The organism is Mycobacterium terramassiliense (assembly GCF_900157385.1).
Taxonomy (GTDB): Bacteria; Actinomycetota; Actinomycetes; order Mycobacteriales; family Mycobacteriaceae; genus Mycobacterium; species Mycobacterium terramassiliense.
This window is the reverse complement of record NZ_LT717701.1, coordinates 1,462,317-1,486,621: the sequence shown is the minus strand read 5'-3', so window position 1 is coordinate 1,486,621 and position 24,305 is coordinate 1,462,317. Positions and strand designations below refer to the sequence as shown.

Annotated in this window: 26 protein-coding genes, 1 pseudogene and 1 riboswitch; of the genes and pseudogenes, 13 read left to right on the top strand and 14 right to left on the bottom strand. The window is 68.2% G+C overall.

Annotation, left to right across the window (positions count from 1 at the left end):
- Positions 1 to 41 precede the first annotated feature (41 nt).
- From MTAB308_RS21820 to MTAB308_RS21810, 3 genes are all read left to right on the top strand, one after another.
- On the top strand, positions 42 to 1,706 hold the full coding sequence (locus tag MTAB308_RS21820) for an MFS transporter (protein WP_108637376.1): 1,665 nt from the start codon (positions 42 to 44) through the stop codon (positions 1,704 to 1,706).
- Positions 1,703 to 2,206 (top strand): DUF2771 domain-containing protein, encoded by a 504-nt coding sequence (locus tag MTAB308_RS21815; RefSeq protein ID WP_425436296.1) that lies wholly within the window; start codon positions 1,703 to 1,705, stop codon positions 2,204 to 2,206. The genes MTAB308_RS21820 and MTAB308_RS21815 overlap by 4 nt, the downstream gene beginning before the upstream one ends.
- A 101-nt stretch (positions 2,207 to 2,307) precedes the next feature.
- On the top strand, positions 2,308 to 3,174 hold the full coding sequence (locus tag MTAB308_RS21810; protein ID WP_077102076.1) for a DUF559 domain-containing protein: 867 nt from the start codon (positions 2,308 to 2,310) through the stop codon (positions 3,172 to 3,174).
- A gap of 42 nt (positions 3,175 to 3,216) precedes the next feature.
- Here the strand turns inward: MTAB308_RS21810 and MTAB308_RS21805 are convergent, their stop codons facing one another.
- The 4 genes from MTAB308_RS21805 to MTAB308_RS21790 form a co-directional block, all read right to left on the bottom strand.
- The gene (locus MTAB308_RS21805) at positions 3,217 to 4,485 is read right to left on the bottom strand and encodes an IS30 family transposase (protein WP_077099686.1); all 1,269 of its coding nucleotides are present in this window, start codon (positions 4,483 to 4,485) and stop codon (positions 3,217 to 3,219) included.
- 91 nt (positions 4,486 to 4,576) lie between these two features.
- A complete protein-coding gene (locus MTAB308_RS21800; protein ID WP_077102074.1) occupies positions 4,577 to 5,581 on the bottom strand; it encodes a glutathione S-transferase family protein in 1,005 nt (334 codons plus the stop codon).
- A gap of 22 nt (positions 5,582 to 5,603) precedes the next feature.
- Positions 5,604 to 7,529, bottom strand: a complete 1,926-nt coding sequence (locus MTAB308_RS21795; RefSeq protein ID WP_077102072.1) for an acyl-CoA dehydrogenase family protein — start codon at positions 7,527 to 7,529, stop codon at positions 5,604 to 5,606.
- 132 nt (positions 7,530 to 7,661) lie between these two features.
- Positions 7,662 to 8,069: a cold-shock protein gene (locus tag MTAB308_RS21790; protein ID WP_077102070.1), complete on the bottom strand. Its 408-nt coding sequence runs from the start codon at positions 8,067 to 8,069 to the stop codon at positions 7,662 to 7,664.
- Positions 8,070 to 8,231: 162 nt separating this feature from the next.
- On the opposite strand from MTAB308_RS21790, the gene MTAB308_RS21785 reads away from it, so the two are divergent.
- The 4 genes and pseudogenes from MTAB308_RS21785 to MTAB308_RS21770 form a co-directional block, all read left to right on the top strand.
- A complete protein-coding gene (locus MTAB308_RS21785) occupies positions 8,232 to 8,624 on the top strand; it encodes a YccF domain-containing protein (protein ID WP_077102068.1) in 393 nt (130 codons plus the stop codon).
- A complete protein-coding gene (gene moaA, locus MTAB308_RS21780) occupies positions 8,621 to 9,697 on the top strand; it encodes a GTP 3',8-cyclase MoaA (RefSeq protein WP_077102066.1) in 1,077 nt (358 codons plus the stop codon). The genes MTAB308_RS21785 and moaA overlap by 4 nt, the downstream gene beginning before the upstream one ends.
- A complete protein-coding gene (locus MTAB308_RS21775; protein WP_083746624.1) occupies positions 9,690 to 9,977 on the top strand; it encodes a MoaD/ThiS family protein in 288 nt (95 codons plus the stop codon). Before moaA ends, MTAB308_RS21775 begins: the two co-directional genes overlap by 8 nt.
- Before the next feature lie 234 nt (positions 9,978 to 10,211).
- Positions 10,212 to 10,398, top strand: a riboswitch (cyclic di-AMP (ydaO/yuaA leader).
- Positions 10,399 to 10,409: 11 nt separating this feature from the next.
- Positions 10,410 to 10,908 (top strand): annotated as a pseudogene (locus MTAB308_RS21770) (transglycosylase family protein); the annotation flags it as partial.
- A 127-nt stretch (positions 10,909 to 11,035) separates the two neighbouring features.
- On the opposite strand, the gene MTAB308_RS21765 reads toward MTAB308_RS21770, so the two are convergent.
- The 4 genes from MTAB308_RS21765 to MTAB308_RS21750 are packed head-to-tail and all read right to left on the bottom strand — an operon-like array spanning position 11,036 to position 12,677.
- Positions 11,036 to 11,461, bottom strand: a complete 426-nt coding sequence (locus MTAB308_RS21765) for a molybdenum cofactor biosynthesis protein MoaE (RefSeq protein WP_077102062.1) — start codon at positions 11,459 to 11,461, stop codon at positions 11,036 to 11,038.
- On the bottom strand, positions 11,458 to 11,940 hold the full coding sequence (locus MTAB308_RS21760) for a MogA/MoaB family molybdenum cofactor biosynthesis protein (RefSeq protein ID WP_077102060.1): 483 nt from the start codon (positions 11,938 to 11,940) through the stop codon (positions 11,458 to 11,460). The genes MTAB308_RS21765 and MTAB308_RS21760 overlap by 4 nt, the downstream gene beginning before the upstream one ends.
- Positions 11,940 to 12,467, bottom strand: coding sequence for a cyclic pyranopterin monophosphate synthase MoaC (moaC, locus tag MTAB308_RS21755; RefSeq protein ID WP_077102058.1), 528 nt, complete (start codon positions 12,465 to 12,467; stop codon positions 11,940 to 11,942). The genes MTAB308_RS21760 and moaC overlap by 1 nt, the downstream gene beginning before the upstream one ends.
- 9 nt (positions 12,468 to 12,476) lie before the next feature.
- Positions 12,477 to 12,677 carry a hypothetical protein gene (locus tag MTAB308_RS21750; RefSeq protein ID WP_173842213.1) on the bottom strand — a complete coding sequence of 67 codons (201 nt, stop codon included), beginning with the start codon at positions 12,675 to 12,677 and terminating at the stop codon, positions 12,477 to 12,479.
- A 104-nt stretch (positions 12,678 to 12,781) separates the two neighbouring features.
- Here MTAB308_RS21750 and MTAB308_RS21745 point away from each other — a divergent pair, with 104 nt between their 5' ends.
- Both MTAB308_RS21745 and MTAB308_RS21740 read left to right on the top strand, forming a co-directional pair.
- The gene (locus MTAB308_RS21745) at positions 12,782 to 15,034 is read left to right on the top strand and encodes a helicase-associated domain-containing protein (protein WP_077102056.1); all 2,253 of its coding nucleotides are present in this window, start codon (positions 12,782 to 12,784) and stop codon (positions 15,032 to 15,034) included.
- Positions 15,035 to 15,118: 84 nt separating this feature from the next.
- Complete coding sequence (locus tag MTAB308_RS21740; RefSeq protein ID WP_077102054.1) at positions 15,119 to 16,768, top strand: DNA repair helicase XPB; 1,650 nt, start codon at positions 15,119 to 15,121, stop codon at positions 16,766 to 16,768.
- Positions 16,769 to 16,806: 38 nt separating this feature from the next.
- Here the strand turns inward: MTAB308_RS21740 and MTAB308_RS21735 are convergent, their stop codons facing one another.
- Positions 16,807 to 17,952: a thiolase family protein gene (locus MTAB308_RS21735; RefSeq protein WP_077102052.1), complete on the bottom strand. Its 1,146-nt coding sequence runs from the start codon at positions 17,950 to 17,952 to the stop codon at positions 16,807 to 16,809.
- Between the two features lie 9 nt (positions 17,953 to 17,961).
- A complete protein-coding gene (locus tag MTAB308_RS21730; protein WP_077102050.1) occupies positions 17,962 to 18,375 on the bottom strand; it encodes a Zn-ribbon domain-containing OB-fold protein in 414 nt (137 codons plus the stop codon).
- A 168-nt stretch (positions 18,376 to 18,543) separates the two neighbouring features.
- On the opposite strand from MTAB308_RS21730, the gene MTAB308_RS21725 reads away from it, so the two are divergent.
- Complete coding sequence (locus tag MTAB308_RS21725) at positions 18,544 to 18,837, top strand: putative quinol monooxygenase (protein ID WP_066971216.1); 294 nt, start codon at positions 18,544 to 18,546, stop codon at positions 18,835 to 18,837.
- Between the two features lie 182 nt (positions 18,838 to 19,019).
- Here MTAB308_RS21725 and MTAB308_RS21715 read toward each other — a convergent pair whose 3' ends face one another.
- The 3 genes from MTAB308_RS21715 to MTAB308_RS21705 all read right to left on the bottom strand — a co-directional run bounded on the left by MTAB308_RS21715 (position 19,020) and on the right by MTAB308_RS21705 (position 20,872).
- Positions 19,020 to 20,009: an LLM class F420-dependent oxidoreductase gene (locus MTAB308_RS21715; protein WP_077102048.1), complete on the bottom strand. Its 990-nt coding sequence runs from the start codon at positions 20,007 to 20,009 to the stop codon at positions 19,020 to 19,022.
- A gap of 111 nt (positions 20,010 to 20,120) precedes the next feature.
- Positions 20,121 to 20,555, bottom strand: a complete 435-nt coding sequence (locus MTAB308_RS21710) for an SRPBCC family protein (protein ID WP_077102046.1) — start codon at positions 20,553 to 20,555, stop codon at positions 20,121 to 20,123.
- Positions 20,556 to 20,578: 23 nt separating this feature from the next.
- The gene (locus MTAB308_RS21705) at positions 20,579 to 20,872 is read right to left on the bottom strand and encodes a YciI family protein (protein ID WP_077102044.1); all 294 of its coding nucleotides are present in this window, start codon (positions 20,870 to 20,872) and stop codon (positions 20,579 to 20,581) included.
- A 143-nt stretch (positions 20,873 to 21,015) separates the two neighbouring features.
- On the opposite strand from MTAB308_RS21705, the gene MTAB308_RS21700 reads away from it, so the two are divergent.
- Together MTAB308_RS21700 and MTAB308_RS21695 are read left to right on the top strand one after the other, a co-directional pair.
- Positions 21,016 to 22,152, top strand: coding sequence for an RNA polymerase subunit sigma-70 (locus MTAB308_RS21700; protein ID WP_083746622.1), 1,137 nt, complete (start codon positions 21,016 to 21,018; stop codon positions 22,150 to 22,152).
- A 44-nt stretch (positions 22,153 to 22,196) separates the two neighbouring features.
- A complete protein-coding gene (locus MTAB308_RS21695; protein WP_077102040.1) occupies positions 22,197 to 22,475 on the top strand; it encodes a hypothetical protein in 279 nt (92 codons plus the stop codon).
- A 7-nt stretch (positions 22,476 to 22,482) separates the two neighbouring features.
- Here MTAB308_RS21695 and MTAB308_RS21690 read toward each other — a convergent pair whose 3' ends face one another.
- Positions 22,483 to 23,019: a TetR/AcrR family transcriptional regulator gene (locus MTAB308_RS21690; RefSeq protein WP_077102038.1), complete on the bottom strand. Its 537-nt coding sequence runs from the start codon at positions 23,017 to 23,019 to the stop codon at positions 22,483 to 22,485.
- A gap of 80 nt (positions 23,020 to 23,099) precedes the next feature.
- On the opposite strand from MTAB308_RS21690, the gene MTAB308_RS21685 reads away from it, so the two are divergent.
- Complete coding sequence (locus MTAB308_RS21685) at positions 23,100 to 24,302, top strand: FAD-dependent monooxygenase (protein ID WP_077102036.1); 1,203 nt, start codon at positions 23,100 to 23,102, stop codon at positions 24,300 to 24,302.
- Positions 24,303 to 24,305 lie beyond the last annotated feature (3 nt).

Below are 24,305 nucleotides of genomic sequence, written 5' to 3'. Positions count from 1 at the left end.
ATTGATTCGTGTCCGGACGTCGGCGTGATGATCGGGGTCGGGTGGCCTCTAACCCGCGCCGCCGCACCCGCCCGGACCGCAACGGATCGGCCAACCAGCATCCGGGAATGGCCAACTACCCGGCCGACGACGCCGGCCGGGGCCGGTCGCGCCGGCCACCGCCGATGCCGAGCGCGAACCGCTACCTGCCGCCGCTGGGCGAGCAGTCCGAACCCGACCGTGGTGGCGGCGCGCCCCCACGCGGTTCCGCCAGTGAACGCATCACGGTCACCCGCGCCGCGGCGATGCGGAGCCGCGAAATGGGCTCGCGCATGTACTGGATGGTGCAGCGGGCCGCCACCGCCGACGGCGCTGACAAGTCCGGCCTGACCGCCCTGACGTGGCCTGTGGTCGCCAACTTCGCGGTGGATGCCGCGATGGCCGTCGCGCTGGCCAACACGCTGTTCTTCGCCGCGGCCAGCGGGGAGAGCAAGTCCAAGGTGGCGCTGTACCTGTTGATCACCATCGCGCCATTCGCGGTGATCGCGCCGCTCATCGGTCCGGCGCTGGACCGCCTCCAGCACGGCCGGCGCGTCGCCCTGGCGCTGTCCTTCGCGTTGCGCACCGCGCTGGCGGTGCTGCTGATCATGAACTACGACGGCGCCACGGGCAGCTACCCGTCGATGGTGCTCTACCCCTGCGCGCTGGCCATGATGGTGCTCTCCAAGTCGTTCAGCGTGCTGCGCAGCGCGGTGACGCCGAGGGTGATGCCGCCGACGATCGACCTGGTGCGGGTCAATTCCCGGCTGACCGTGTTCGGCCTTCTGGGCGGCACGATCGCCGGCGGCGCGATCGCGGGCGGCGTCGAGTTTGCCTGCACCCATTTGTTCAAGCTGCCGGGCGCGTTGTTCGTCGTAGTCGGCGTGACGATCGCCGGCGCCCTGCTGTCGATGCGGATCCCACGCTGGGTCGAGGTGACCGCGGGTGAGGTGCCGGCCACCCTGAGCTATCGCAACGGCAGCGGCCCGCCGCGGCGAGGCTGGCCCGAAGAGGTCAGGAAGGTGGGCGGGACGCTCCGGCAACCGTTGGGCCGCAACATCATCACCTCGCTGTGGGGCAATTGCACCATCAAGGTGATGGTCGGCTTTTTGTTCTTGTATCCGGCCTTCGTGGCCAAGGCGCATCAATCCAACGGGTGGGCCCAACTGGCCATGCTGGGCATGATCGGCGCCGCGGCGGGCATCGGCAACTTCGCGGGCAACTTCACCAGCGCCCGCTTGAAGCTGGGCCGGCCCGCCGTGCTGGTGGTGCGTTGCACGGTCGCGGTGTGCGCGGTCGCGTTGGCGGCTTCGGTGGCGGGCACCCTGATGGCGGCCGTGATCGCCACCCTGGTCACGTCGGGTTCCAGTGCGATCGCCAAGGCCTCGCTCGATGCCTCGCTGCAACACGACCTGCCCGAGGAATCGCGCGCATCGGGGTTCGGGCGATCGGAATCCACCCTGCAGCTGGCGTGGGTGCTGGGCGGGGCGCTGGGTGTGCTCGTGTACACCGAACTGTGGGTCGGCTTCACCGCCGTCAGCGCGCTGCTCATCCTCGGCCTGGCACAGACCCTGGTCAGCTTCCGCGGCAACTCGCTGATCCCCGGCCTCGGCGGCAATCGGCCCGTCATGGTCGAGCAAGAGGGCACCCGGCAGGGCGCCGGAAGACCGGCGGCGGTGCCTGAGTGAAACGCGGTGCGGTCATGCTCGTTGCGGCCCTGGTGGCGCTGGCGTGCATCGGGGGCGGGGTCGGAGCATGGCTGCTGGTGCGGCAGCACGGTGCGCAGCGACCCGAGATCAGCGCGTACTCGCACGGCCACCTGACCCGGGTCGGGCCGTACCTGTACTGCAACGTGCTCAACCTCAACGACTGCCAGACGCCGCAGACCCAGGGCGAGCTGCCGTTCAATGAGCGCTACCCGGTGCAACTTTCGGTCCCCGAGGCCATCGCGCGCGCGCCCTGGCGGCTGTTGCAGGTGTATGAGGATCCCGCCAACACCGCCATGACCATTTTCCGGCCGGACAGCCGCTTCGCGGTGACCATCCCGACGGTCGACCCGCAGCGCGGGCGGCTGACCGGGATCGTGGTGCAGTTGCTGACGTTGGTGGTCGAGGAAGGCCAATCGAACGACGCCAGCACGGTCCGCGCCGTCCCGCACGCGGAATGGTCAGTGCGCCTGACGCCCTAACTTCCCGTCGAGCGTCGACTTGTTGCGCCGAAACGGGGTGGTTTCTCGCCACAAGTCGACGCTGAACCGAAGATGTCGGGGCCGTCCGGCACCGTGTGCGCATGGAAATCCTGCACTGGCCATTCAGAGGCACCGACGCGCTCGCCGCCGGGGTGGTGACCCGGCATCGGTTGCGGACCGATTTCGAGATGGTTCATCGCAACCTCTACATCCGCCGCGGGCAGAAGCTGACGCCCGTAACCCGCGCGGTGGCCGCATGGCTGTGGTCGGGCCGGACCGCGACGATGGCGGGCTTATCCGCTGCGGCGTTGCACCGCACGGCGTGGATCGACGACTGGCTGCCGGCCGAGCTGAACCGGCCCAGCCGCGACAAGGCTCGTGGCATCATTGTGCACAGCGACACGTTGGACGACGACGAAACGTCCGTACGCGACGGCATTCGCATCACCACGCCGGCCCGCACCGCATTCGACCTCGGAAGACGAAAGGGTTTGGCTGCGGCTGTGATTCGGTTGGACGCGCTCATGCGCGCGACCGGGGTCAAGGCGGCTGACATCGAGCTCGTCGCGGACCGCCATCGCGGCGCACGCGGGCTGACTCAGTTGCGACGGGTGTTGCACCTGGCCGATGACGGAGCGGAGTCGCCGTACGAGACGAAGACCCGCCTGGCCCTCGTCGGCGCCGGGCTGCCGCGTCCCCAGACCCAGATCGAGGTGCTCAACGAGTGGGGTTGGGTCATGGCCCGGATCGATATGGGATGGGAGGAGTGGAAGGTCGGCGTCGAATTCGACGGCGCGCACCATTGGACCGATCCCGCGCAGCGAAGCCGGGACATCGATCGACTGGCCGAACTCGCGGCGTGCGGTTGGGCGATCATCCGCGTCAGCGTCGAGATGTTGCGGACCCGACCCCACGTCGTCGTTGCGCGTGTCCATCATGCCCTGCTCGCGGCGGGCTGCCCCCTATGACTGGCCCAACGTGGACTTGTTGCGCCGAAACGGCAGGCGCTTTCAGGCGATGGATGCAACAGTGGGTGGTTTGGTCGGGTTGGACAGTAGTTCGTCGAGGGCTTCGGCGGGGGTTTTCCAGTCCAGTGTTTGGCGTGGCCGATTGTTGAGTTTGGCCGCGACGTAGTCCAGATAGTCGGCCGGAAACACCGACAGGTCAGTGCCTTTAGCAAACCACTGGCGCAGTAGCCCGTTGGTGTTTTCGTTGCTGCCGCGCTGCCACGGGGAGTGCGGATCACAAAAGTAGATATCCAAGTCGGTGGCTGCGGCGATGGCGATGTGGTTGGCCATTTCCTTGCCTTGGTCCCAGGTCAACGTGCGGCGCAGCATCGCCGGCAGCTGGGCCATCTTGGCCACGATCGCGTCCTGGACGGCCAGCGCGCCGTGGTTGTCGGGCAGGTGCAACAGCATGACGAATCGGGTGCTGCGCTCGACGAGGGTGCCGATCGCCGAGCCCGATTCGGTGCTGCCCAACATGAGGTCGCCTTCCCAGTGGCCAGGCACCGCGCGGTCGGCCACCTCCGGTGGACGCTCGCTGATGTTGACCATGTTGGGGATACGACCCCGGCGCTCACCGGGGATGCTGCGCGGTTTGCGCAACGCCCGCCCGGTGCGCAGGCAGCGGTGGATATCGCGGCGCAAGTGGCCGCGGCCTTGCACGTAAATCGCCTGATAGATGGCTTCGTGTGACACCCACATCTCCGCATCGTCAGGAAAATCCCGCCGCAGCCCCACCGCGATCTGGCCGGGACTATGGAAGTCGTCTAACCGAGTCTGCACCTCCTGACGCAATCGGTCATTTGCCGCCAGCGTGCTCTGCTTGGGACGCCGGGCACGTTCATCGGAGCGTGCTTGGGCCCTGAGGGCCCGATACTGAACGTGCGCGGTTTTGCCGCTCTGGCGCGCCCCGAAGGCTTCCTTGCGCCGATAACCGGATTTGCGCCCGTCGTAGCTGTTGTCCACCCCGTTGGCGTCGATCTCGCGTTTGATCGTCGACGCCGGCCGGCCCAGCCGGTTGCCGATCGAGTGCAACGATTCGTTCGTCCTGACACCAATTTCGATCTCGACCCGGTCTTCGAAGGTCAGCCTCGGCCGCGGGCCAACGCTTTTCGGTTCACATAGCCGTGGTTTCACGCCGCCAGCATCAGCAAACCAGCCATAGCCAGAACGTTCCGACACGCCGACGGCGACACCGGCCTCCGCGGCACTACAGCCATTACCGATGTGAGCCCAGAACTGACGGACAACAAACCTCAACGGCGGACGCGGCACAGCAACACTCCTCAATCAGATGTGTTGCATCCATCCCTTGAAGCTAAGGCAAGATGGCGCGCAACAAGTCGACGTTCGGCTCGAAACTAACTCACGCGCCGTGGCCGGCCGGCACCCGCTCGCCGTCGACCGGGGGCCCGGGCGGACTACCGTCCCCGAAAGGCTTGCCGCCCAACGCCTCTCGCCCGTGCGGGGTCAGCCAGCCGGTCAGGTCCGGGCCCTTGGGCACGATGCGCGTGGGGTTGATATCGGCGTGCACGATGTAGTAGTGCTGCTTGATCTGGACGAAGTCGACGGTGTCACCGAAGCCCGGCGTCTGGAACAGGTCGCGGGCGTAAGCCCATAGCACCGGCATCTCGGACAGCTTGCTCCGATTGCACTTGAAGTGCCCCTGGTAGACCGGGTCGAACCGGGCCAGCGTGGTGAACAGCCGCACGTCCGCCTCGGTGATGGTGTCGCCCACCAGGTATCGCTGCTCGGCGAGGCGATCGCTCACCCAATCCAGCGCGGTGAACAGCCGGTCGTAGGCCGCCTCGTAAGCCTGCTGCGAACCGGCGAAGCCGCAACGGTAGACGCCGTTGTTGATCTCGGTGTAGATCCTCTTGCTCACCTCGTCGATTTCGGCCCGCAGCGGTTGGGGGTAAAGCTGCGGTGCGCCGTCGCGGTGGTAGGCGGTCCACTCCGTCGAGAGATCCAGGGTCATTTGCGCGAACTCGTTGGTGACCACCGCGCCGGTCGGCACGTCGACGATCGCGGGGACCGTGATCCCCTTCGGGTAGTCGGGGAAGCGCTTGAAGTATGCGTCCTGCAGCCGCGGGATCTTCAGCACCGGGTCGACACCACCCGGGTCCAGGTCGAACGTCCAGCTGCGTTCGTCGTGCGTCGGGCCGCAAAACCCAATGGAGAGAGCGCCTTCCAGGCCCAGCAACCGCCGCACGATGATCGCGCGGTTGGCCCACGGGCAGGCGCGGGCCACGACGAGCCGATACCGGCCGGGCTCCACCGGGTAGCCGTCACGTCCGTCGGCGGTGATCCGGGTGGTGATGTAGTCGGTGTCGCGGGTGAATTCGCCCGCCGGGGCTACATACGAGGCCATGGCGACAATTCTGCCCGGGAACTCAAGTCAGGAATCGGCGGGCCAGATTGGATTCGGTCGACGCTCGCGGTTCCCAGTGCGCGATCCACGGTCCGGTGCCCTCCGACTGATCGACGATGCCGTCCTCCAGCCAGGTGAAGTGGCCTTCCAGCAGGTCGTGTGTCAGCCGGACATCGCTGCTGTCGGTGTTGGACCACAAGGCCTGGAACAGCGCCTCCACCCGCAACGTCGCTTGCTCACAGAACATTTCGGCCAGCTCGTACGCCTGTCGGCCGACGACCGGGTCGGCGGCCCGCTGCCCCTCGGCGCGCACGCACGCCGCGGACATCGCGAACAGCTCCGCGCCGATGTCGACGATCCGGCCCAGGAACCCCTGCCGTTGCTCGAGCCTGGCCTGCCAGCGCGCCATCCCGTAGAAGGTGTTGCGGGCCAACTTGCGCGTCGAGCGTTCGACGAACCGCAGGTGCGACGCCAACGAGCCGAACTCGCTGTACGCGGTGGGCCGCTGACCTTCACCGAACACCAGCTGCGGCAACCACTTTGCGTAGAACCCGCTCGCGCCGACGGCCGCGGCGGCCTTCTGCCGCAGACCCGTGTCGGGCTTGGCGAGGTCGCCGGCCGCGGTCAGGTGGGCGTCGACCGCCTCCCGCGCGATCAGCAGCCGCATGATCTCGCTGGAACCCTCGAAGATGCGGTTGATCCGCAGATCGCGCACCACCTGCTCGGCGGGCACCGCGCGCTCCCCGCGCGCGGCCAGGGACTCCGCGGTCTCGTAGCCCCGCCCGCCGCGGATCTGCAACAGCTCGTCGGCGACGAGGCAGGCCATTTCGCTCGACCACAACTTGGCCAGCGCCGCCTCGATTCTGATGTCGTTGCGGCCTTCGTCGGCCATCTGGGCGGACAGCTCGAGCACCGCGTCGAGCGCGTAGGTGGTGGCGGCGATGAACGAGATCTTGCTTGCCACCGCTTCGTGTTTGGCGAGCGGCTTGCCCCACTGCACGCGCTCGCCGGACCATTCGCGGGCAATCTTCAGCGCCCACTTCGACGACCCCGTCGCGCTGGCCGGGATCGACAGCCGCCCGGCGTTGAGCGTGGTCAGTGCGATCTTCAGGCCGTCGCCTTCCCGGCCGATCAGGTTCTCGGCGGGCACCCGGACGCCGTGCAGCCTGGTCACACCGTTCTCGATGCCACGCAGTCCCATGAACTTGTTGCGGCGCTCCACGGTGATCCCGGGCGAATCGGCCTCGACGACGAAGGCGCTGATGCCACCGCGATGCCCGTCGCTCTTGGGCACCCGGGCCATGACAACCAGTAACTCGGCGACCACGCCGTTGGTCGTCCACAACTTCACGCCCTCGAGTTCGTAGGCCTTGCCATCCTCGACCGGCGTAGCCGTCGACGCCAGGCGCGCAGGGTCGGAGCCGACGTCGGGCTCGGTGAGCAGAAATGCCGAGACCGCACCGGCGGCGCAGCGCGGCAGGAACTTCTGCTTTTGCTCGTTGGTGCCGGCGAGTTTCAGCGGCTCGGGTACCCCGATCGACTGATGGGCCGACAGCAGCGCGCCGAGGCTCGGGTGCACCGACGAAACCATCACGAGTGCCCGGTTGTAGGCGACCTGCGACATGCCCAGTCCGCCGTACTCGGTGGGGATCTTCATCCCGAAGCAGCCCAATTGGGCCAGGCCCTTGACGTATTCATCCGGAATCTGCGCGTCGCGTTCGATGACGCTGCCGTCGACGCCGGCGAGGAACTCGCGCAGCCGGTCCAGGAAGGCCCCGATGCGCTCTTCGTCGGCCGCCGACGGCTTGGGAAACGGATGAATGAGGTCTAGCGGAAAGTGGCCGAGGAAGAGTTCCTTGGCGAACGACGGTTTTTCCCAACCACTTTCGCGTGATTCCTCGGCGAGGGCCCTGGCTTGCTCCTCGGTGACCTGCGCTTGCTGTGCCATCGTCGCCTCCTCGCTACGACCCACATCGAGGCTCGCGTACCCGGCACCGGCCCGAATACCACGGCCTACGCCTGTCGAAGTTACCACCCGGTAGCTTCGCCGCGTAGGGGCGCGTTCCGGGCCACCGCCCAGTTAGGAGTCGAGCTCCCGGGCCACCGCCTTGACCACCTCGGAGACCCGACGGGCGGTCTTGCGGTCCGGGTAGCGGCCTTTGCGCAACTCCGGCTGCACGGCGCCCTCCAGCAGCGTGATCATGTCCTCGACCATCCCGTGCAGCTCGTCGGGGCTGTGCTTGTGCTCGACCGGCACCTCGCGGCGCGCCTTGGCAAGGCTGGGCGGGGGATCGATCAGCTTGAGACTCAACGCCTGTGGTCCGCGCCGGCCCGACGCCACGCCGAATTCCACCCGCTGCCCGGCCTTGAGCCCCTCGACCCCCGCGGGCAACGCCGACGAGCGGACGTACACGTCCTCGCCGTCCTCCTGCGACAGAAAGCCAAACCCCTTTTCGGCGTCGTACCACTTAACCTTGCCGGTCGGCACTGGTCTCACCTGCTTGTCTGACGGATCACTAGGTTGGGCAACGCAAGAAGCGTCCCGCCTGCGCAGGACGCATGTTGGAGTCTGATCCTACTCGGATGGCCGCCTGCCGAGCACCCCCCGTTACCGGTCACTCGGTACCCTGGCAGTACTGCTGGAGGAGATATGCGCCCGATCCTGAACGTCATCTGGCTCGTGTTCGGTGGCCTGTGGATGGCCGCCGGATACCTGCTGGCGGCGCTCATCAGCTTCCTGCTCATCGTCACCATCCCCTTCGGCTTCGCCTCGCTGCGCATCGCGTCGTACGCGCTGTGGCCGTTCGGCCGGACGATCGTCGACAAGCCCACCGCCGGGACGGGCGCCCTCATCGGAAATGTCGTCTGGATAGTGCTCTTTGGGCTGTGGCTGGCAATCGGTCACCTGGCGAGCGCGGCGGCGATGGCGATCACCCTCGTCGGTATTCCGCTGGCGCTGGCCAACCTCAAGATGATCCCCGTGTCGTTGATGCCGCTGGGCAAGGAGATCGTCCCGGCCCGCTTCGGGGCGGTGCCGGCATGACGCTGACGGCGTTGGGCCTACCGACGGTGCCCGGCCGCACCGGCGGCGCCGCCCAGGGCATTCCGGCCGGCGGCCCACTGGTGGACACCTACGGGCGCGCCGCCACCGACCTGCGGGTCTCGCTGACCGATCGCTGCAACCTGCGGTGCAGCTACTGCATGCCGGCCGAGGGGCTGGACTGGCTACCCGGAGAGCAACTGCTGCGGCCCGACGAACTGGCCAGGCTGCTGCACATCGCCGTCACCCGGCTCGGCATCACCAGCGTGCGGTTCACCGGTGGCGAGCCCTTGCTGTCACGCCACCTCGAAGAGGTCGTCGCCGCGGCGGCGCGCCTGCAACCGCGCCCCGAGATCTCGCTGACCACCAACGGGGTGGGGTTGGCGCGGCGGGCGGCCGCGCTTGCCGAGGCGGGCCTGGATCGGGTCAACGTGTCGATGGACAGCGTGGACCGGGACCACTTCGCCGCCATCACCCGTCGGGACCGGCTCGCCGACGTGCTCGACGGCCTGGCGGCCGCCAAGGAGGCGGGCCTGGCGCCGGTGAAGGTCAACGCGGTGCTTGACCCCGCGACCGGGCGCGACGACGTGGTGGGCCTGTTGCGGTTCTGCCTCGAGCGCGGCTATCAGCTGCGCGTCATCGAGCAGATGCCGCTGGACGCCGGGCATCAGTGGCGCCGTGGCGCCGCACTGACCGCCGACGACGTGCTGGCGACGCTGCGGCCCCAATTCCGGTTGCGGCCGGATCCGGCGCCGCGCGGCTCGGCCCCGGCCGAGCTCTGGCTGGTCGACACCGGCCCGAACACCCCGAGCGGAAAGTTCGGCATCGTCGCGTCGGTGTCGCACGCCTTCTGCTCGACATGCGATCGCACCCGGCTCACGGCCGACGGCCAGATCCGCAGCTGCCTGTTCTCCGCCGAGGAGACCGATCTTCGGGGCCTGTTGCGTGGCGGCGCGGACGACGAGGCGATCGAGGCGGCGTGGCGCGGCGCCATGTGGAGCAAGCCCGCCGGGCACGGCATCAACGATCCCGGCTTCGTCCAACCCGATCGCCCGATGAGCGCGATCGGTGGCTAGCCCGGTGGAAGCTGCGGCCGAGGCGGAGGGAATCCAGGTGACCGTCCGCTACTTCGCCGCCGCGCGCGCGGCCGCCGGGGCAGAGGCGGAGACGGTGGTGGTGCGTCCAGGCACCACGGTCGCGGGGCTGGTCGAGCGGCTCGCCGCGCGCGGATCCCGCCTCGCCACCGTGCTGAACCGATGCTCGTATCTGCGCGACGGAATCGCCGTTCGCGACGAGACCGCGGCGCTAAATCCCGGTGACACAGTCGATGTGCTGCCGCCCTTCGCGGGCGGATAAGACTGTGAGATACCTCACGTAACGAAACGATAACGACACAATCACGCTCCGATCTCGGGCGCAATGACCTGCGCAAATCCCTAGGGTTCCTGGGCTTTTCGCGGATGGCCGTGAGGGAAACGCCGGGTTTCGCTAAACGTGACGGGGCGAACAGAACCCGCTAGCGTCTCGGACGGTTCGCCAATCTCCAGTGTGGCGTTCCTCCCCGCTTAGCGCGCCGAGCTCCATCCAGTAGGCGGGGAAACCCCGAAAGTGGATGGAGGCGGGGGACCCACCGGTCCACCGTGATCGAACCGGAGCCGCATGCGGCTCCTTGGGGTGAAGCCGGCGCCGGCTCCCACGGGAGTGCGACGTCGGCCGGGTGGCCTCTCCAACCCGAACCCGACAGCTGACCTCGCAGGCGCGTCACAAGAGAGGAATATTCCGGCGCGTATGAGTGGACGTCATCGTAAGCCCACCACATCCAGCATCAGCGTCGCCAAGATCGCCTTCACGGGGGCGGTACTTGGTGGCGGCAGCATCGCCCTTGCCGGCCAGGCGGCCGCCGCCACCGACGGCGAGTGGGACCAAGTAGCCCGTTGCGAGTCCGGCGGCAACTGGGGCATCAACACCGGCAACGGCTACCACGGCGGCGTGCAATTCAGCTCAAGCACCTGGGCCTCGCACGGCGGTGGCCAGTACGCCCCGTCGGCCGAACTGGCCACCAAGGAGCAGCAGATCGCGGTTGCCGAGCGGGTTCTGGCGACCCAGGGTAAGGGCGCCTGGCCCGTGTGCGGCGGCCCGCTGTCGGGCGCCACTCCGCGCGAGTTGCCCGCCCCCGCGCCGGCCGGCATGGACGCCCCGCTGGACGCGCCGTGGCCCGGTACCGCCGCCCGCGGACGTGCCGCCCGCGCCTCCCGCCGACGCGCCGGTCGTCGACGCGCCGGCCCCACCGCAACACGCATCGCAGGTCGGCTATACCAGGCAACTGTGGGAAGCGATCCGCGGCGCGGACATCCACGGCAACGACGCGCTGGACGCCCTGGCGCAGCCGCCTCAGGCCGGCTGATTTCCGTCCGCTAGGCCGAGCCGACCCATTCCTCGGTTCCGTCATCGAAGAACTGGTGCTTCCACACCGGTAGCCGAGCCTTGATGGTGTCGACCAGACGGGCGCAGGTGTCGAATGCCGCGCCGCGATGGTCGGCGGCCACCGCGGACACCAGCGCCGCCTCCCCGATGCGCAGCACGCCGACGCGGTGGCTGGCGGCGATGGCGCGCACGCCGCTGGCCTCCTCGGCGATCTCGGCCACCACCTGGGCAAGGACCTGCTCGGCCGAGGGGTGCGCGGAGTACTCCAGCCGCACCACCCGGCGGCCGCCGTCGTGGTCGCGGATCATGCCGACGAAGCCGACGACGGCTCCGGCCGACTGATGGCCCACCAACTCTTCGTGCTCCGCCAGAAAAATCGGCTCTTCGGTCATGGCGGCGCGCAGCACGCGCGTCATCGGTCGTGATCCCCGCCGGCGATTTGATCGAGCGCGTGGTCGAGAACGTCGCCGAGCACCCCGAGGCCGTCGCGTACGCCGCCGGGCGAACCCGGCAGATTGACGATCAGCGTCCGGCCGGCCACGCCGCAGACGCCGCGCGACAGCACCGACGTCGGCACCTTCGGCAGCCCGGAGCGGCGGATGGCGTCGGCCAGCCCCGGGATCATGTAATCGAGCACCGCCACGGTCTGGTCCGGGGTGCTGTCGCTGGGCGAGATGCCGGTGCCGCCCGAGGTGATGATCAGGTCGACCTCGTCGTCCAGCGCGCCGCGCAGCGCGTCCCCGACCGGACCCCCATCCGCCACCACCTCGGGTGGTACTGTCGAAAATCCTTGCTGCTCAAGCCATTCCGTGATAATCGGCCCACACCGATCGTCATACACACCGGCCGACGCGCGGGTCGAAGCGATGATCACCCGTGCCGATCGCGCGCCCATCACCTCTCCCAATTTCCGGTTTTGCCACCCTGCTTGCGCAGTACCCGAATGTCGTCGATGCGAGCCGCAGGGTCGACCGCTTTGATCATGTCGTAGAGCGTGAGCCCGGCGACACTGACGGCGGTCAGCGCCTCCATCTCCACGCCGGTGCGGTCGGTGCTGCGCACGGTCGCGGTGATCTCGATATCCGAGTCGCCGATGGCGAAATCGATGTCGACGCCGGTGAGCGCGAGCTGATGGCACAGCGGGATCAGGTCGCTGGTGCGCTTGGCCGCCAGGATGCCGGCCACCCGCGCGGTGGCCAGCGCGTCGCCCTTGGGCAGGCCGCCGGAGGAGATCAGCGCCACGACCTGCGGCGAGGTGCGCAACGCCCCCGCGGCGACGGCGGTGCGCTTCGAAGCGCCCTTTTCCGTGACGTCGACCATGTGCGCGGCGCCGCGCTCATCGAGATGCGAGAGTGCGCCCGACCGGGAAGCGGGCGACTCCCAGGTGGCGGAGGCCTTCGAGGCCTCGGAGCCCCTAGCCATCCGGGCGACCTACCGGTTGACGACCGTGACCGGGTGAACGTAGGGCAAGTCGGTCGCGGGCAGGGGAAACACCAGCTCACCGAAGGGTGACAAGGCACCCGTCCGGTCGCTCACCAGTTCGCTCACGGCGTGGTCGTCCGGGTCCGTCGTCGGCCAGCCGTTGTCGACGTAGTTGGTTTTGCGGGCCTTGCCCTCAGCAGTGTCAGCCACGCGGTCCATTCTGACAGGTCGCGCACGCGCGCGTGGCGCAAGGCCTCCGGTCCGCGTCGTGAGCGTGACCGTTGGGCCCGCCGACTGCTTTACGCTGGTCAGCGATGACCGACAACACCCCGGATATCCCGCTGGGGTCCTGGCTGGCCGACTTACCCGACGAGCGGCTGATCCGACTGCTGGAACTCCGGCCAGACCTCGCGCAGCCTCCGCCCGGCAGCATCGCCGCGTTGGCCGCGCGTGCCCAGGCGCGCCAATCGGTCAAGGCCGCCACCGACGACCTGGACTTCCTCCGGCTGGCGGTGCTCGACGCGCTGCTGGTACTACAGGCCGATTCCGCCCCGGTGCCGACCGCCAAGCTGCTGGCCCTCATCGGCGACCGCGCTGCGGAGGCCGACGTGGTCAGTGCGCTGGACGACCTCAGGCAGCGCGCCCTGGTCTGGGGCGACGCCGCCGTCCGGCTGGCCGCCGACGCCGGCGGCGCTTTGCCGTGGCATCCGGGCCAAGTGACCCTCGAGGACAATTCCCGCACGGGCGAGGAGATCGCCGCCCTCATCGACGGGCTCGACCAGGCGCAGCTCGACGTGCTGTACAAGCTGCTCGAAGGTTCGCCGATGGGCCGCACGCGCGACGCCGCGCCGGGCGCCCCGCCGGATCGGCCGGTGCCGCAGCTGCTGGCGGCGGGCCTGCTGCGTCGTATCGATGCCGAGACGGTGATCTTGCCTCGCCACGTCGGGCAGGTGCTGCGCGGCGAGGATCCCGGTCCGCTGCAGCTGACCGCGCCCGACCCGGTCGTGTCGACCACCAGCCCCGAGGACGTCGACGCGGTCGCCGCCGGCGCCGTCATCGACGTGTTGCGCGAGCTCGACGTGGTGCTGCAAAACCTGGGCGCCACACCGGTTTCCGAGCTGCGCAGCGGTGGACTGGGGATCCGTGACGTCAAGCGGCTGGCGAAGGCGACCGGCGTCGAGGAACCGCGGCTGGGACTGATCCTCGAGATCGCCGCCGCGGCGGGATTGATCGCCAGCGGCATGCCCGACCCGGAGCCCGCCGCCGGCGACGGCCCGTACTGGGCGCCCACGGCGGCCGCCGAGCGGTTCACCGCGATGTCCCCCGCCGAGCGCTGGCACCTGCTGGCCAGCACCTGGCTCGACCTGCCGAGCCGGCCGGCTTTGATCGGCACTCGCGGCCCGGACGCCAAACCCTATGGCGCCCTGACCGATTCGCTGTATTCGACCGCCGCTCCGCTGGATCGCCGACTACTGCTGGGCATGCTCTGCGGTCTGCCGCGCGGCGCCGGCGTCGATGCGGTGACCGCGTCGGCGGCGCTGATTTGGCGCCGGCCGCGCTGGTCCAGGCGGCTGCAGCCGCAACCCGTCGGCGATTTGCTGGCCGAGTGCCACGCGCTGGGCCTGGTGGGCCGTGGCGCGATCAGCACGCCCGGGCGGGCACTGCTCGAGGACGGCGCCGACCCGGAGATCGCGGTGCGCGCGATGACACGGGCGATGCCGGCCCCGATCGACCACTTCCTGGTGCAGGCCGATCTGACCGTCGTGGTGCCCGGGCCGCTGCAACGCGACCTCGCCGATGACCTGGCCGCGGTCGCCATCGTCGAATCGGCCGGCACCGCGATGGTGTACCGCATCAGCGAGCAGTCGATCCGGCACGCACTCGACATCGGCAAGACCCGCGACTGGATGCACGACCTCTTCGGCAAGCACTCTAAAACGCCTGTGCCGCAAGGGCTTACCTACCTCATCGACGACGTGGCCCGTCGGCATGGCCAGCTGCGCATTGGCATGGCCACGTCGTTCGTGCGGTGCGAGGACCCGGCGTTGCTGGCCCAAGCCGTGGCGGCCGCCGATGAGCTGCAGCTGCGTGCGCTAGCGCCGACGGTGGCAGTGTCGCCCGCGCCGATCGCCGAGGTGCTCGTCGCGTTGCGCAAGGAGGGCTTCGCCCCGGCCGCCGAGGACTCCACCGGCTCCATCGTCGATGTCCGGCCGCGCGGGGCCAGGGTGCCCACGCCGCAGCAGCGCAGGCCGTACCGCCCGCCGCCGCGGCCCAGCGGCGAGACCCTGAACGCCGTCGTCTCGGTGCTGCGCAAGGTGACCGCCGCACCCTTCGGGAACATCCGCGTCGACCCGGCGGTCACCATGTCGCTGCTGCAGCGCGCGGCCAAGGTCCAGGACACGCTGGTGATCGGTTACCTCGACGCCGCCGGCGTAGCCACACAGCGGGTGGTGTCGCCGATCACGATAAAAGGCGGGCAGCTGGTGGCCTTCGATTCGGCGTCGGGGCGGTTGCGTGACTTCGCGATCCACCGCATCACGTCGGTGGTGTCGGGGGATTCAGGATAATGCGGGTATGCGCGCCGACGACGATGCAGAGCAAAAAGCGATGTGGGGGCACCTCCCGCTTGCGGGGGAGAGGAGTGGCGCAGAGTGACCGACGGACCATTGATCGTGCAGTCCGACAAGACGGTGCTGCTCGAGGTGGACCACGAGCTGGCGGGCGAGGCGCGCGCGGCCATCGCGCCGTTCGCCGAGCTGGAGCGCGCACCCGAACACGTGCACACCTACCGCATCACCCCACTGGCGCTGTGGAACGCCCGCGCCGCCGGCCACGACGCCGAACAGGTCGTCGACGCGCTCGTCAGCTTCTCCAGGTACGCGGTGCCCCAGCCTTTGCTGGTCGACATCGTCGACACCATGGCTCGCTACGGCCGGCTGCAGCTGGTCAAAAGCCCGGTGCACGGCCTGACGCTGGTGAGCTTCGATCGCGCGGTGCTCGAGGAGGTGCTGCGCAACAAGAAGATCGCGCCGATGCTGGGCGCGCGGATCGACGAGGACACCGTCGTCGTCCACAACAGCGAGCGGGGCCGGGTCAAGCAGATGCTCCTCAAGATCGGCTGGCCCGCAGAGGATCTCGCGGGTTACGTCGACGGCGAGGCTCATCCCATCAGCCTGGATCAGCACGGCTGGCACCTGCGCGATTACCAGCAGCTGGCAGCGGACTCGTTTTGGGCCGGGGGCTCCGGGGTGGTGGTACTTCCGTGTGGTGCCGGCAAGACATTGGTGGGCGCGGCCGCGATGGCGAAAGCCGGTGCGACGACGCTGATCCTGGTCACCAACATCGTCGCGGCGCGGCAATGGAAACGCGAGCTGGTCGCCCGCACCTCGCTGACCGAGGACGAGATCGGCGAATACTCGGGCGAGCGCAAGGAAATCCGTCCGGTCACCATCTCGACGTACCAGATGATCACCCGGCGCACCAAGGGTGAATACCGGCACCTGGAGCTCTTTGATAGCCGCGACTGGGGGCTGATCATCTACGACGAGGTGCACCTGCTGCCGGCGCCGGTGTTCCGGATGACGGCCGACCTGCAGTCCAAGCGGCGGCTGGGCCTGACGGCCACGTTGATCCGCGAAGACGGCCGCGAGGGTGACGTCTTTTCGTTGATCGGCCCGAAGCGCTACGACGCGCCCTGGAAGGACATCGAGGCGCAGGGCTGGATCGCGCCCGCCGAGTGCGTCGAGGTGCGGGTCACCATGACCGACAGCGAGCGGATGACCTACGCGACGGCCGAACCCGAAGAGCGGTACCGGTTGTGCTCGACCGTGCACACCAAGATCGCGGTGGTCAAGTCGATTCTGGAGAAGCACCCCGGCGAGCAGACCCTGGTGATCGGCGCCTACCTGGATCAGCTCGACGAGCTCGGCGCCGAACTCAACGCCCCGGTGATCCAGGGGTCTACCCGGACGAAGGAGCGCGAAGCGCTGTTCGACGCGTTTCGCCGGGGCGAGGTGTCGACGCTGGTGGTGTCCAAGGTCGCCAACTTCTCCATCGACCTGCCGGAAGCCTCTGTGGCAGTGCAGGTTTCGGGTACCTTCGGTTCGCGCCAGGAGGAGGCGCAGCGGCTGGGCCGGCTGCTGCGGCCCAAGGCCGACGGCGGAGGCGCCGTCTTCTATTCCGTGGTGGCCCGCGACAGCCTGGACGCCGAGTACGCCGCACACCGGCAGCGCTTCCTGGCCGAGCAGGGCTACGGCTACATCATCCGCGACGCCGACGACTTACTGGGCCCGGCAATTTAGCGCGAGCAGCCGGAGGTATCCCCCGCTCGCGGGAGGAACTAGAGCGACAGGATCGTCGCCGACGCGGTGCCGGGCGCGCCGTACACCTGCGCCAGGCCGACGCGCGGGTTGCCCGGCACCTGACGCTCGCCCGCCTCGCCCCGCAGCTGGCGCACCAGCTCGTGCATCTGCCGCAGGCCCGAGGCGCCGATCGGTTCGCCGTTGGCGATCAGGCCGCCGTCGGTATTGACCGGCATCGAGCCGTGGATCTCGGTGACGCCGTCGGCCACCAGCTTCTCCTGCTCGCCGTCGGCGCACAGGCCCGTCTCGGCCATGTGGATGACCTCGTTGCCGGCGTCGGTGTCCTGCAACTGGGCGACGTCGACGTCCTCGGGCCCGATGCCCGCCGCCTCGTACGCGGCCTTGGCGGCGTACACCGTCGGCGAGACGTCCTCGTCCGGCGGCGCGAAGGTGGCGTGCACCTCGTAGGCGCCGTAGCGCCGGGTCCGGATCTCGCAGGCGCGCACATAGACCGGCTTGTCGGTGAACTTGTGCGCCACGTCGGCGCGGCACATGATCACCGCGGCGGCGCCCTCGTCGGGCGCGCAGAACATGTACTGGGTCAGCGGGTAGTTGAGCACGGCCGAGTTGAGGATCTCTTCCTCGGGAATCGGCTTGCGGCGGAACGCGTTCGGATTCAGCGCCCCGTTGCGGAAGTTCTTCGCGGCCACCTTGGCCAGCGTGGCCTGGGAGATGTTGTGGTCGTGGAGGTACTTGTTGGCCTTCATCCCGAAGAACTTGGTGGTGACGAACTGCCCGTTCTGCGCGTACCACTGCGGCAGCGCCAGCTTGGCGGGGTCATCGGTGAACGCCCCGCGCGGGTGCTTGTCCAAGCCGATGGCGATGCCGATGTCGTATTTGCCCAGCCGGATGGTGTCGGCGGTCTGCTGAATGGCGCTCGCGGCGGTGGCGCACGCGTTGAACACATTGGTGAACGTGATCCCGGTCAGCCCGACCAGGCGGGTCACCGCGTCGGGGTTGGAGACCTCATGGCTGCCGCCGAAGCCGAACTGGATGTCCTTCCACTCCACACCGGCGTCGGTCAGCGCGGCCTGAATGGCCTCGGCCCCCATCTGCATTGCGGTCTTGTCGAACCTGCCGAAGGGATGCAGGCCCACGCCGATGATCGCCACGTCGTTCGTCATCTGAGGCTCCTAGACCGGTTGGAAGGCGAACGTCATGACCTCGGCGCCGTCGGCGTCGGTGGTCAGCGGCACCATGGTCAGCTCGACCTCCTGACCGAACTGCAGCTTCGCCGGGTCGTTTTCGGTCAGCCGTCCCTCGACCCGAATGATGTCGCCCAGCTGGACCAGGCCCACGCCGAACGGCACGAAGTCGTTGCCGGTCGGGCCGGCGAAGGGCGCCCCCGGCGGGAATCCCTGGGTGGTCCACGCGACCAGGGTTCCGCGGCGCGGCAACAACAACTCCGTCATCTCACCGCCGCTACAGCGCGGGCACCACTGCTGCACCGGAAAGGTCGTGGCCCCGCAGTTGCCGCAGCGACTCCCGATGAGCTGCGGGTTCTCGTCGGGCCAAGTGGAGATTTCGGGGGCGAGTGCCTTCTGCATCGGGGGGATCCTCCAGGAGCGTCCACGGTGGGCAAAAGAATATTGCTCACTGAACCGTATAACAGGTTTCCGGAAAGTGGAAACCACATTCTCCTCACCATGCGGGTCCCCGCCCGCTTGCCGACCGGGCTATCTTGGCGAGGATCCGTGCGACGTGAGGAGACCACCATGCCGGTGACGGTGACACTCGAACTCAGGCTCAAGCCCGACGCGGTGCAGGCGGCGCGCGAAGTGATGGGACGGGCGCTCAAGGACACCCGCGCATTCGCGGGCAACCTTCAGACCGACGTGCTCGTCGACGAGGACGACGAGGCGCACTGGCTGATCTACGAACTCTGGCAGAGCGTCGAACACGACGAGGCGTATCGCGCCTTCCGGGCCGGCGAGGGCAAACTGACCGAGTTGCCCCCGCTGCTGGCCGCGCCGCCGGTGAAGACGCGCTACGTCACCACCGACATCTAGCCGCTGCTCGCGACCCGCTCCTAGCTATTGGTCGCGACCCGCTTCGCCCGGCTCCGCCGCGCTCGCGATCGCTCCTAGCTATTGGTCGCGACCCGCTTCGCCCGGCTCCGCCGCGCTCGCGATCGCTCCTAGCTATTGGTCGCGACCCGCTTCGCCCGGCCCCGCCGCGCTCGCGATCGCTCCTAGCTCAGTGCGGGAATGACTTCCCGCTCGAACAACTCGATGCCGGAACGGTCGTAGGCGGCATCCGGGAAGTAGCAGATCGCGTACTCGCAGCCCAGGTCGCGGATCTTCGCGATCCGCTCGATCACCTGTTCCGGTGTGCCAGTGGCCGAATCCGGCCCGCTGCCACCGGCGATCATCGCGTCGGCCACCGCCTCGGGCACGTAGCCGACCATGCGGTCGCGCACCCGCTTCAACCGGTCCCTGACGTCGTCGTCCGACGTACCGAGCAGGGCGGTGACGTTCGCCGAACGCACGATCGCGTCGAAGTCGGTGCCCACCTCGCGGCAATGCCGGGCCAGCACCTCCGACTTGTGCGCGAACGCCTCGGGCTCGGGCGTGAAATTGGTGTACTGCGCGTATTTCGCGGCGATGCGCAAGGTCACCTTCTCGCCGCCGCCTGCGATCCACATCGGGATGCCGTTGTCCTGCAACGGCTTCGGCGCGACGATCGCGCCGTCGACCTGGTAGTGCTCGCCGTTGAAACTGACTTTGCCGTCGCGCCAGGCGTCGCGCATGATCTGTACGCCTTCGTCCAGCCGCCCCAACCGCACCTTGGCCGAGGGGAAGCCGTAACCGTAAGCGCGCCACTCGTGTTCGTACCAGCCGCCGCCGATGCCCATCTGGATCCGGCCGCCGGAGATGATGTCGGCGGTCGCGGCGACCTTGGCCAGATACACCGGATTGCGGTAGCTCATCGCCGTGCACATCTGGCCGAGTTTGATCCTCGACGTGGTCGCCGCGTACGCCGCCATCAGTGACCACGCCTCGTGGGTGGCTTCGCCCGTCGGCATCGGGACGGTGTGGAAGTGGTCGTAGACCCACAGCGAGTCCCATGCGCTGTCGTCGGCGTAGGAGGCCAAGTCGCGCATCACCGCCCAGTGTTTGTCGGTTTCGATGCCGACCAGATCCATTCGCCAGCCCTGCGGAATGAAGAGACCAAAGCGCATAGCAAGGGACTTTAGCCCGGCGACGATCCGGGGCGTGAAGCGCCGCGAGGAGGAGCCGGGCGGTCAGACGCGGCTCGGCGACAATGTGAGCCGAAACTGCAAGGCTTCCGTTCAGCGCCACGAACTGACCGCCACGTCGTCGGGCCAGCGCGTTGACGGCCCGCCTTCCAGGGTCGATTTCAGGCTGAGGAGAAACTGGCCCCACCTCGTGCTGCAGTGGTGCATGAACTCCACGGGTTCACGCCATCCGGCGTGCGTGAAAACGACGACGGTCTCGTCGCCGTCGCGGCGGAGGTCGAACACGATGGTCGTGTCCGCCCATTCCGCCGGCCCCTTTAGGCACGTCCAAGTGCATGCGTGTGAGTCACAGTCCACCCGCATCACTCCCGATGGCTTGGGCCCGCCGAAGTAAACCGCGAACTGGTCGGCGGCAATGCCGCGGACGTCACGGCTCCACCATCTGCTGATGCCTTCAGGTGTGCTGACGGCCGAGAGCACCTCGCGCATCGGCGCGCGAATTCCGATCCGGTGCCTGATTTCGTACATGAAGGACGTGCCCCTCTCTCGTGTCAGGGAATCTCTACGAGCGAGCCGACTTCGACCCCGCCGCCGGACGCCAGCCCGGGGCACCGTTCGGCGATTTCTCGGGCCTGCTCGGCGCTGTCGGCGCGGATAATCGAGAAGCCGCCCAGCCAGGTTCCCTCGCCGCAGCTTCCGACCGTCTCGGCGGCCCGGGCGGGTTTGCCCATGTCGATCAGCTCGTCACCGATCCCGGCGAACCACGCCTGCCACGCGCGCATGGTGTCGGCATCGCCAATCGCGTAGTCCCGCGGCATCCGATACGTGAAGATGAACTCGGCCATCGATCGATCCCTTCCTTCGTCGCTCTTGCGGTCGTTTGTGTAGTCGGTGCGACTGCCCAAAACTGGGCGGTGCCGCACCGCCCAGTTCGGGCGCCCCGCGCCGTCTTACCTTCGAGGTGATGTTGGACTGCGGAGGGCAGGGAATGGATCGGTACGAGAGTGATTGCGATGGTGAGGATGTGGCGGCGGGTCTGCTGGCCCGTGCGCGAACTGGTGACGCCGCGGCATTCGAATCGCTCGTCGCCCCGTACCGTCGTGAACTGCACGTCCACTGCTACCGGATCCTCGGTTCTATTCAAGACGCCGAGGACGCGGTTCAAGAAACCTTGCTGTCCGCATGGCAAGGGCTCGGGGGTTTCGAGGGGCGCGCGGCTTTGCGCACCTGGTTATACCGGGTGGCGACGAACCGTAGCCTCGACGCGCTGCGTGCGGGCGCCCGCCGGCCGGTTGCGGTGAGGACCGTCGCGGGCGTGGAACCCCCGGAGCCTTCACGAATCAGCGAAGTGACCTGGCTGCAGCCCTATCCTGACGTTTTGCTTGACGAACTCCCCGACGACGCGCCGGGCCCCGACGCCGTGGCCGCGACGCGTGAAGCGATCTCGCTGGCGTTCATCACCGCGCTCCAGCTGCTACCGCCCCTGCAGCGCGCTGTGCTGATCCTGCGCGACGTCCTCGGCTATCGGGCCAGTGAGGCGGCGTACATCCTCGATACCACCGAGGATTCCGTTACCAGCGCGCTGAAACGAGCCCGTGCGACGTTGCGGGCCAACGCGAAACTCGACCGGCAGCGCGGCACCGCACCGGCTGCCGGCTCGGCCGAGGAACAGCGCATAGTCCAACGATTCGTCGAGGCATTCACCGCGCACGACGTGCCCGGGATCGTGGCGATGCTCAGCGAGGACGCATGGGTCAAAATGCCGCCGATGCCGTTCGAATACCAGGGCCGAGCCGCGGCCGGACGGTTCTTCGCAGCGATCACCCCACCGCCGGGACGAAAGCTGCGCGTGATCCACACCCGCGCCAATCGTCAGCCTGCATTCGCCGCGTACGTCGCCGATACGACCGCCGGCGCGTGGCGCCCGGTGGGAATCATCGTGCTGACCGTCGCCGGTGACCTCATCAGTGAAGTGATCCGGTTTGACGTTGCGGTGCTGGCGAGTTTCGGCCTACCGCGCATCCTGCCCGATGATCCGGTGGCATCACGCGAAGCGAGATCCGCGCATCCGTCGGCCACGGCTGTGGTGCCGCCGGGACCGGAAGAACTCACACCGGATCGATAGGTGGCGCCCAGCCTCCGCTGACCGCCGAGCCCTAAACAGAATGCATGACAAAACTCGGGCTCCAAATCAATCCATCCCGGCGTCGGCGAATCCGCGCGGCGCAACTGATCTTCGCCGGCGCCGCGGCCGCCGCGACACTCGCGTTGTTCGGCGCCGCGCAGCCGACCGGCACCGCAACGGCTGTCGCGTCCGGCCCCTCGGTCACTGCGCCGTTCGCCACTGACGACACCAATTTCGTCAACGACAACGGCCAGACGTCCGGCGACATCTTCACCCAGAACGCCCAGGACCAGAGCACCGCGAGCGGGGCAGGAACGTCGTAACCCGACGTCACACGCCCAGCGCGTCGAGCGCCGCCTGAACCGAGGTCTCGCGCAAGACTGCGTATGGGGCGTCGGGAAACTGTAGGCAGCAGTCCTGCAGGCCGCCGAACGCCACCACCGCGCGCGTTGACTGCTCGAGCGTTGGCCGCGGACCGAACACCAGCTTCCCGAGCCGGTCACGCCATGCCAGCACCTTGTCGATGAGGCCAAGGTCGGCCAGCATCGTCAATTCCGCCAGCACCAGGACCAAGTCCTGGCGGTGTCGGTAGTGGAAATCGAAATAACCCTCGAGCAACGTACGGGCGTCGGGTTGGCCGCGGCGTTCCTGGTCATCGACGAAGCGCTCACCCTCGTCGATCAACGGCACCAGGATGCTGCGCACCAGGTCTTCGCGTGACGGGAAGTGGTAGTACAACGCGGGTTTGGTGATCCCCAGTTTGTCCGCGATGTCCTGCAGGCTGGTGCGCTGCACACCCCGCTGCACGAACAACTCCCGGGCGACCTCTTGGATACGCTCTCGTGTGCCGGACCGGGGCTTGCTCACCCCACGAGCTTAACTGACTTACCGATAGGTAAACCCCGTGTTAGGCTTACCGAACGTTAAGTAAGTGCGAGGAGGTCGCCGTGCGAGTTCTGATCTCCGGTGCCAGCATCGCCGGGCCGGTGCTGGCGTACTGGCTGGCCAGGCATGGTTTCGACGTCACGGTGGTCGAGCGCGCACCCACGCTGCGCAAGACCGGCGGCCACGCCGTCGACTTGTTCCGTCCCGCGATGGAGATCTCCGCGCAGATGGGCGTCCTGCCGCGCATCGAGGCGCTCGCCACCGGAACCGATCGCATGACCATGTATCGGGAAGGCCGGCCGCGAGCCACCGAGGTCGACCTCACCAAGCTCATTGGCGTCGCATCCGACCGCCACGTGGAGATCATGCGCGACGATCTCAGCGAGATCTACTATGACGCCGCCCGTGACGACGTGGAGTACCTCTTCGGCGACTCCATCACGGCCATCGACCACGACGGCGACGTGACGTTCGAGCGCTCCCCGGCCCGCAGATTCGACGTCATCGTCGGCGCCGACGGCCTGCATTCCAATGTCCGGCGGCTGACCTTCGGCGAGGAGGACAGCCTGACCCGATTCCTCGGCGGCTACCTGGCGGTGGTATCGGCGCCTAAGTCGCTGGCCACACCCAAAGAGATGGTCGGCCACATCGGCGTCGGCCGACTCGCGGCGATCTACACCGCGGAACACCTGGACGACGCCCGCGTGGTGTTCATGTTCCGCCGCAAAACCGAGCTGGACTACCATCACCGAGACTCGTTGCGGCAAAAGGAGATACTGCGCGACGCATACACGGGCATGGATCCCCGGGTGGACCGCTGGCTGGAGGAAATCGACCGGACGCCGGCCTTCTACTTCGACGCGATCAGCCAACTCAGCATGAACATCTGGTCGCGCCGGCGGGTCACCCTCGTCGGTGACGCCGGCTACTGCCCCGGTCCCGCGGTCGGCGGCAGCACCAGCCTGGCGGTCCTCGGCGCCTACGTGCTGGCGGGTGAGCTGGCCCGGGCGGACGGGGATCACCTGCGCGCCTTCGCCGCCTACGAGCTGCAGATGCGCGAGCCCGTGCACCTCAGCCGGGCCTTCGCGCGCGGTGCCGCCCGGACCATCATCCCGGGCTCCCGGGCGGGAGTTTGGGCGTTGACCCGCGGGCTGCAGCTAGTCTCGTTGATGCCGGGCTCGCTCTCCAGGGCGCTGGCCAAGCTCAACACCAAGGGCGTGCGGATGTACGACTCGATGCCGGTGCCCGACTACGACGAGGTTTGACAC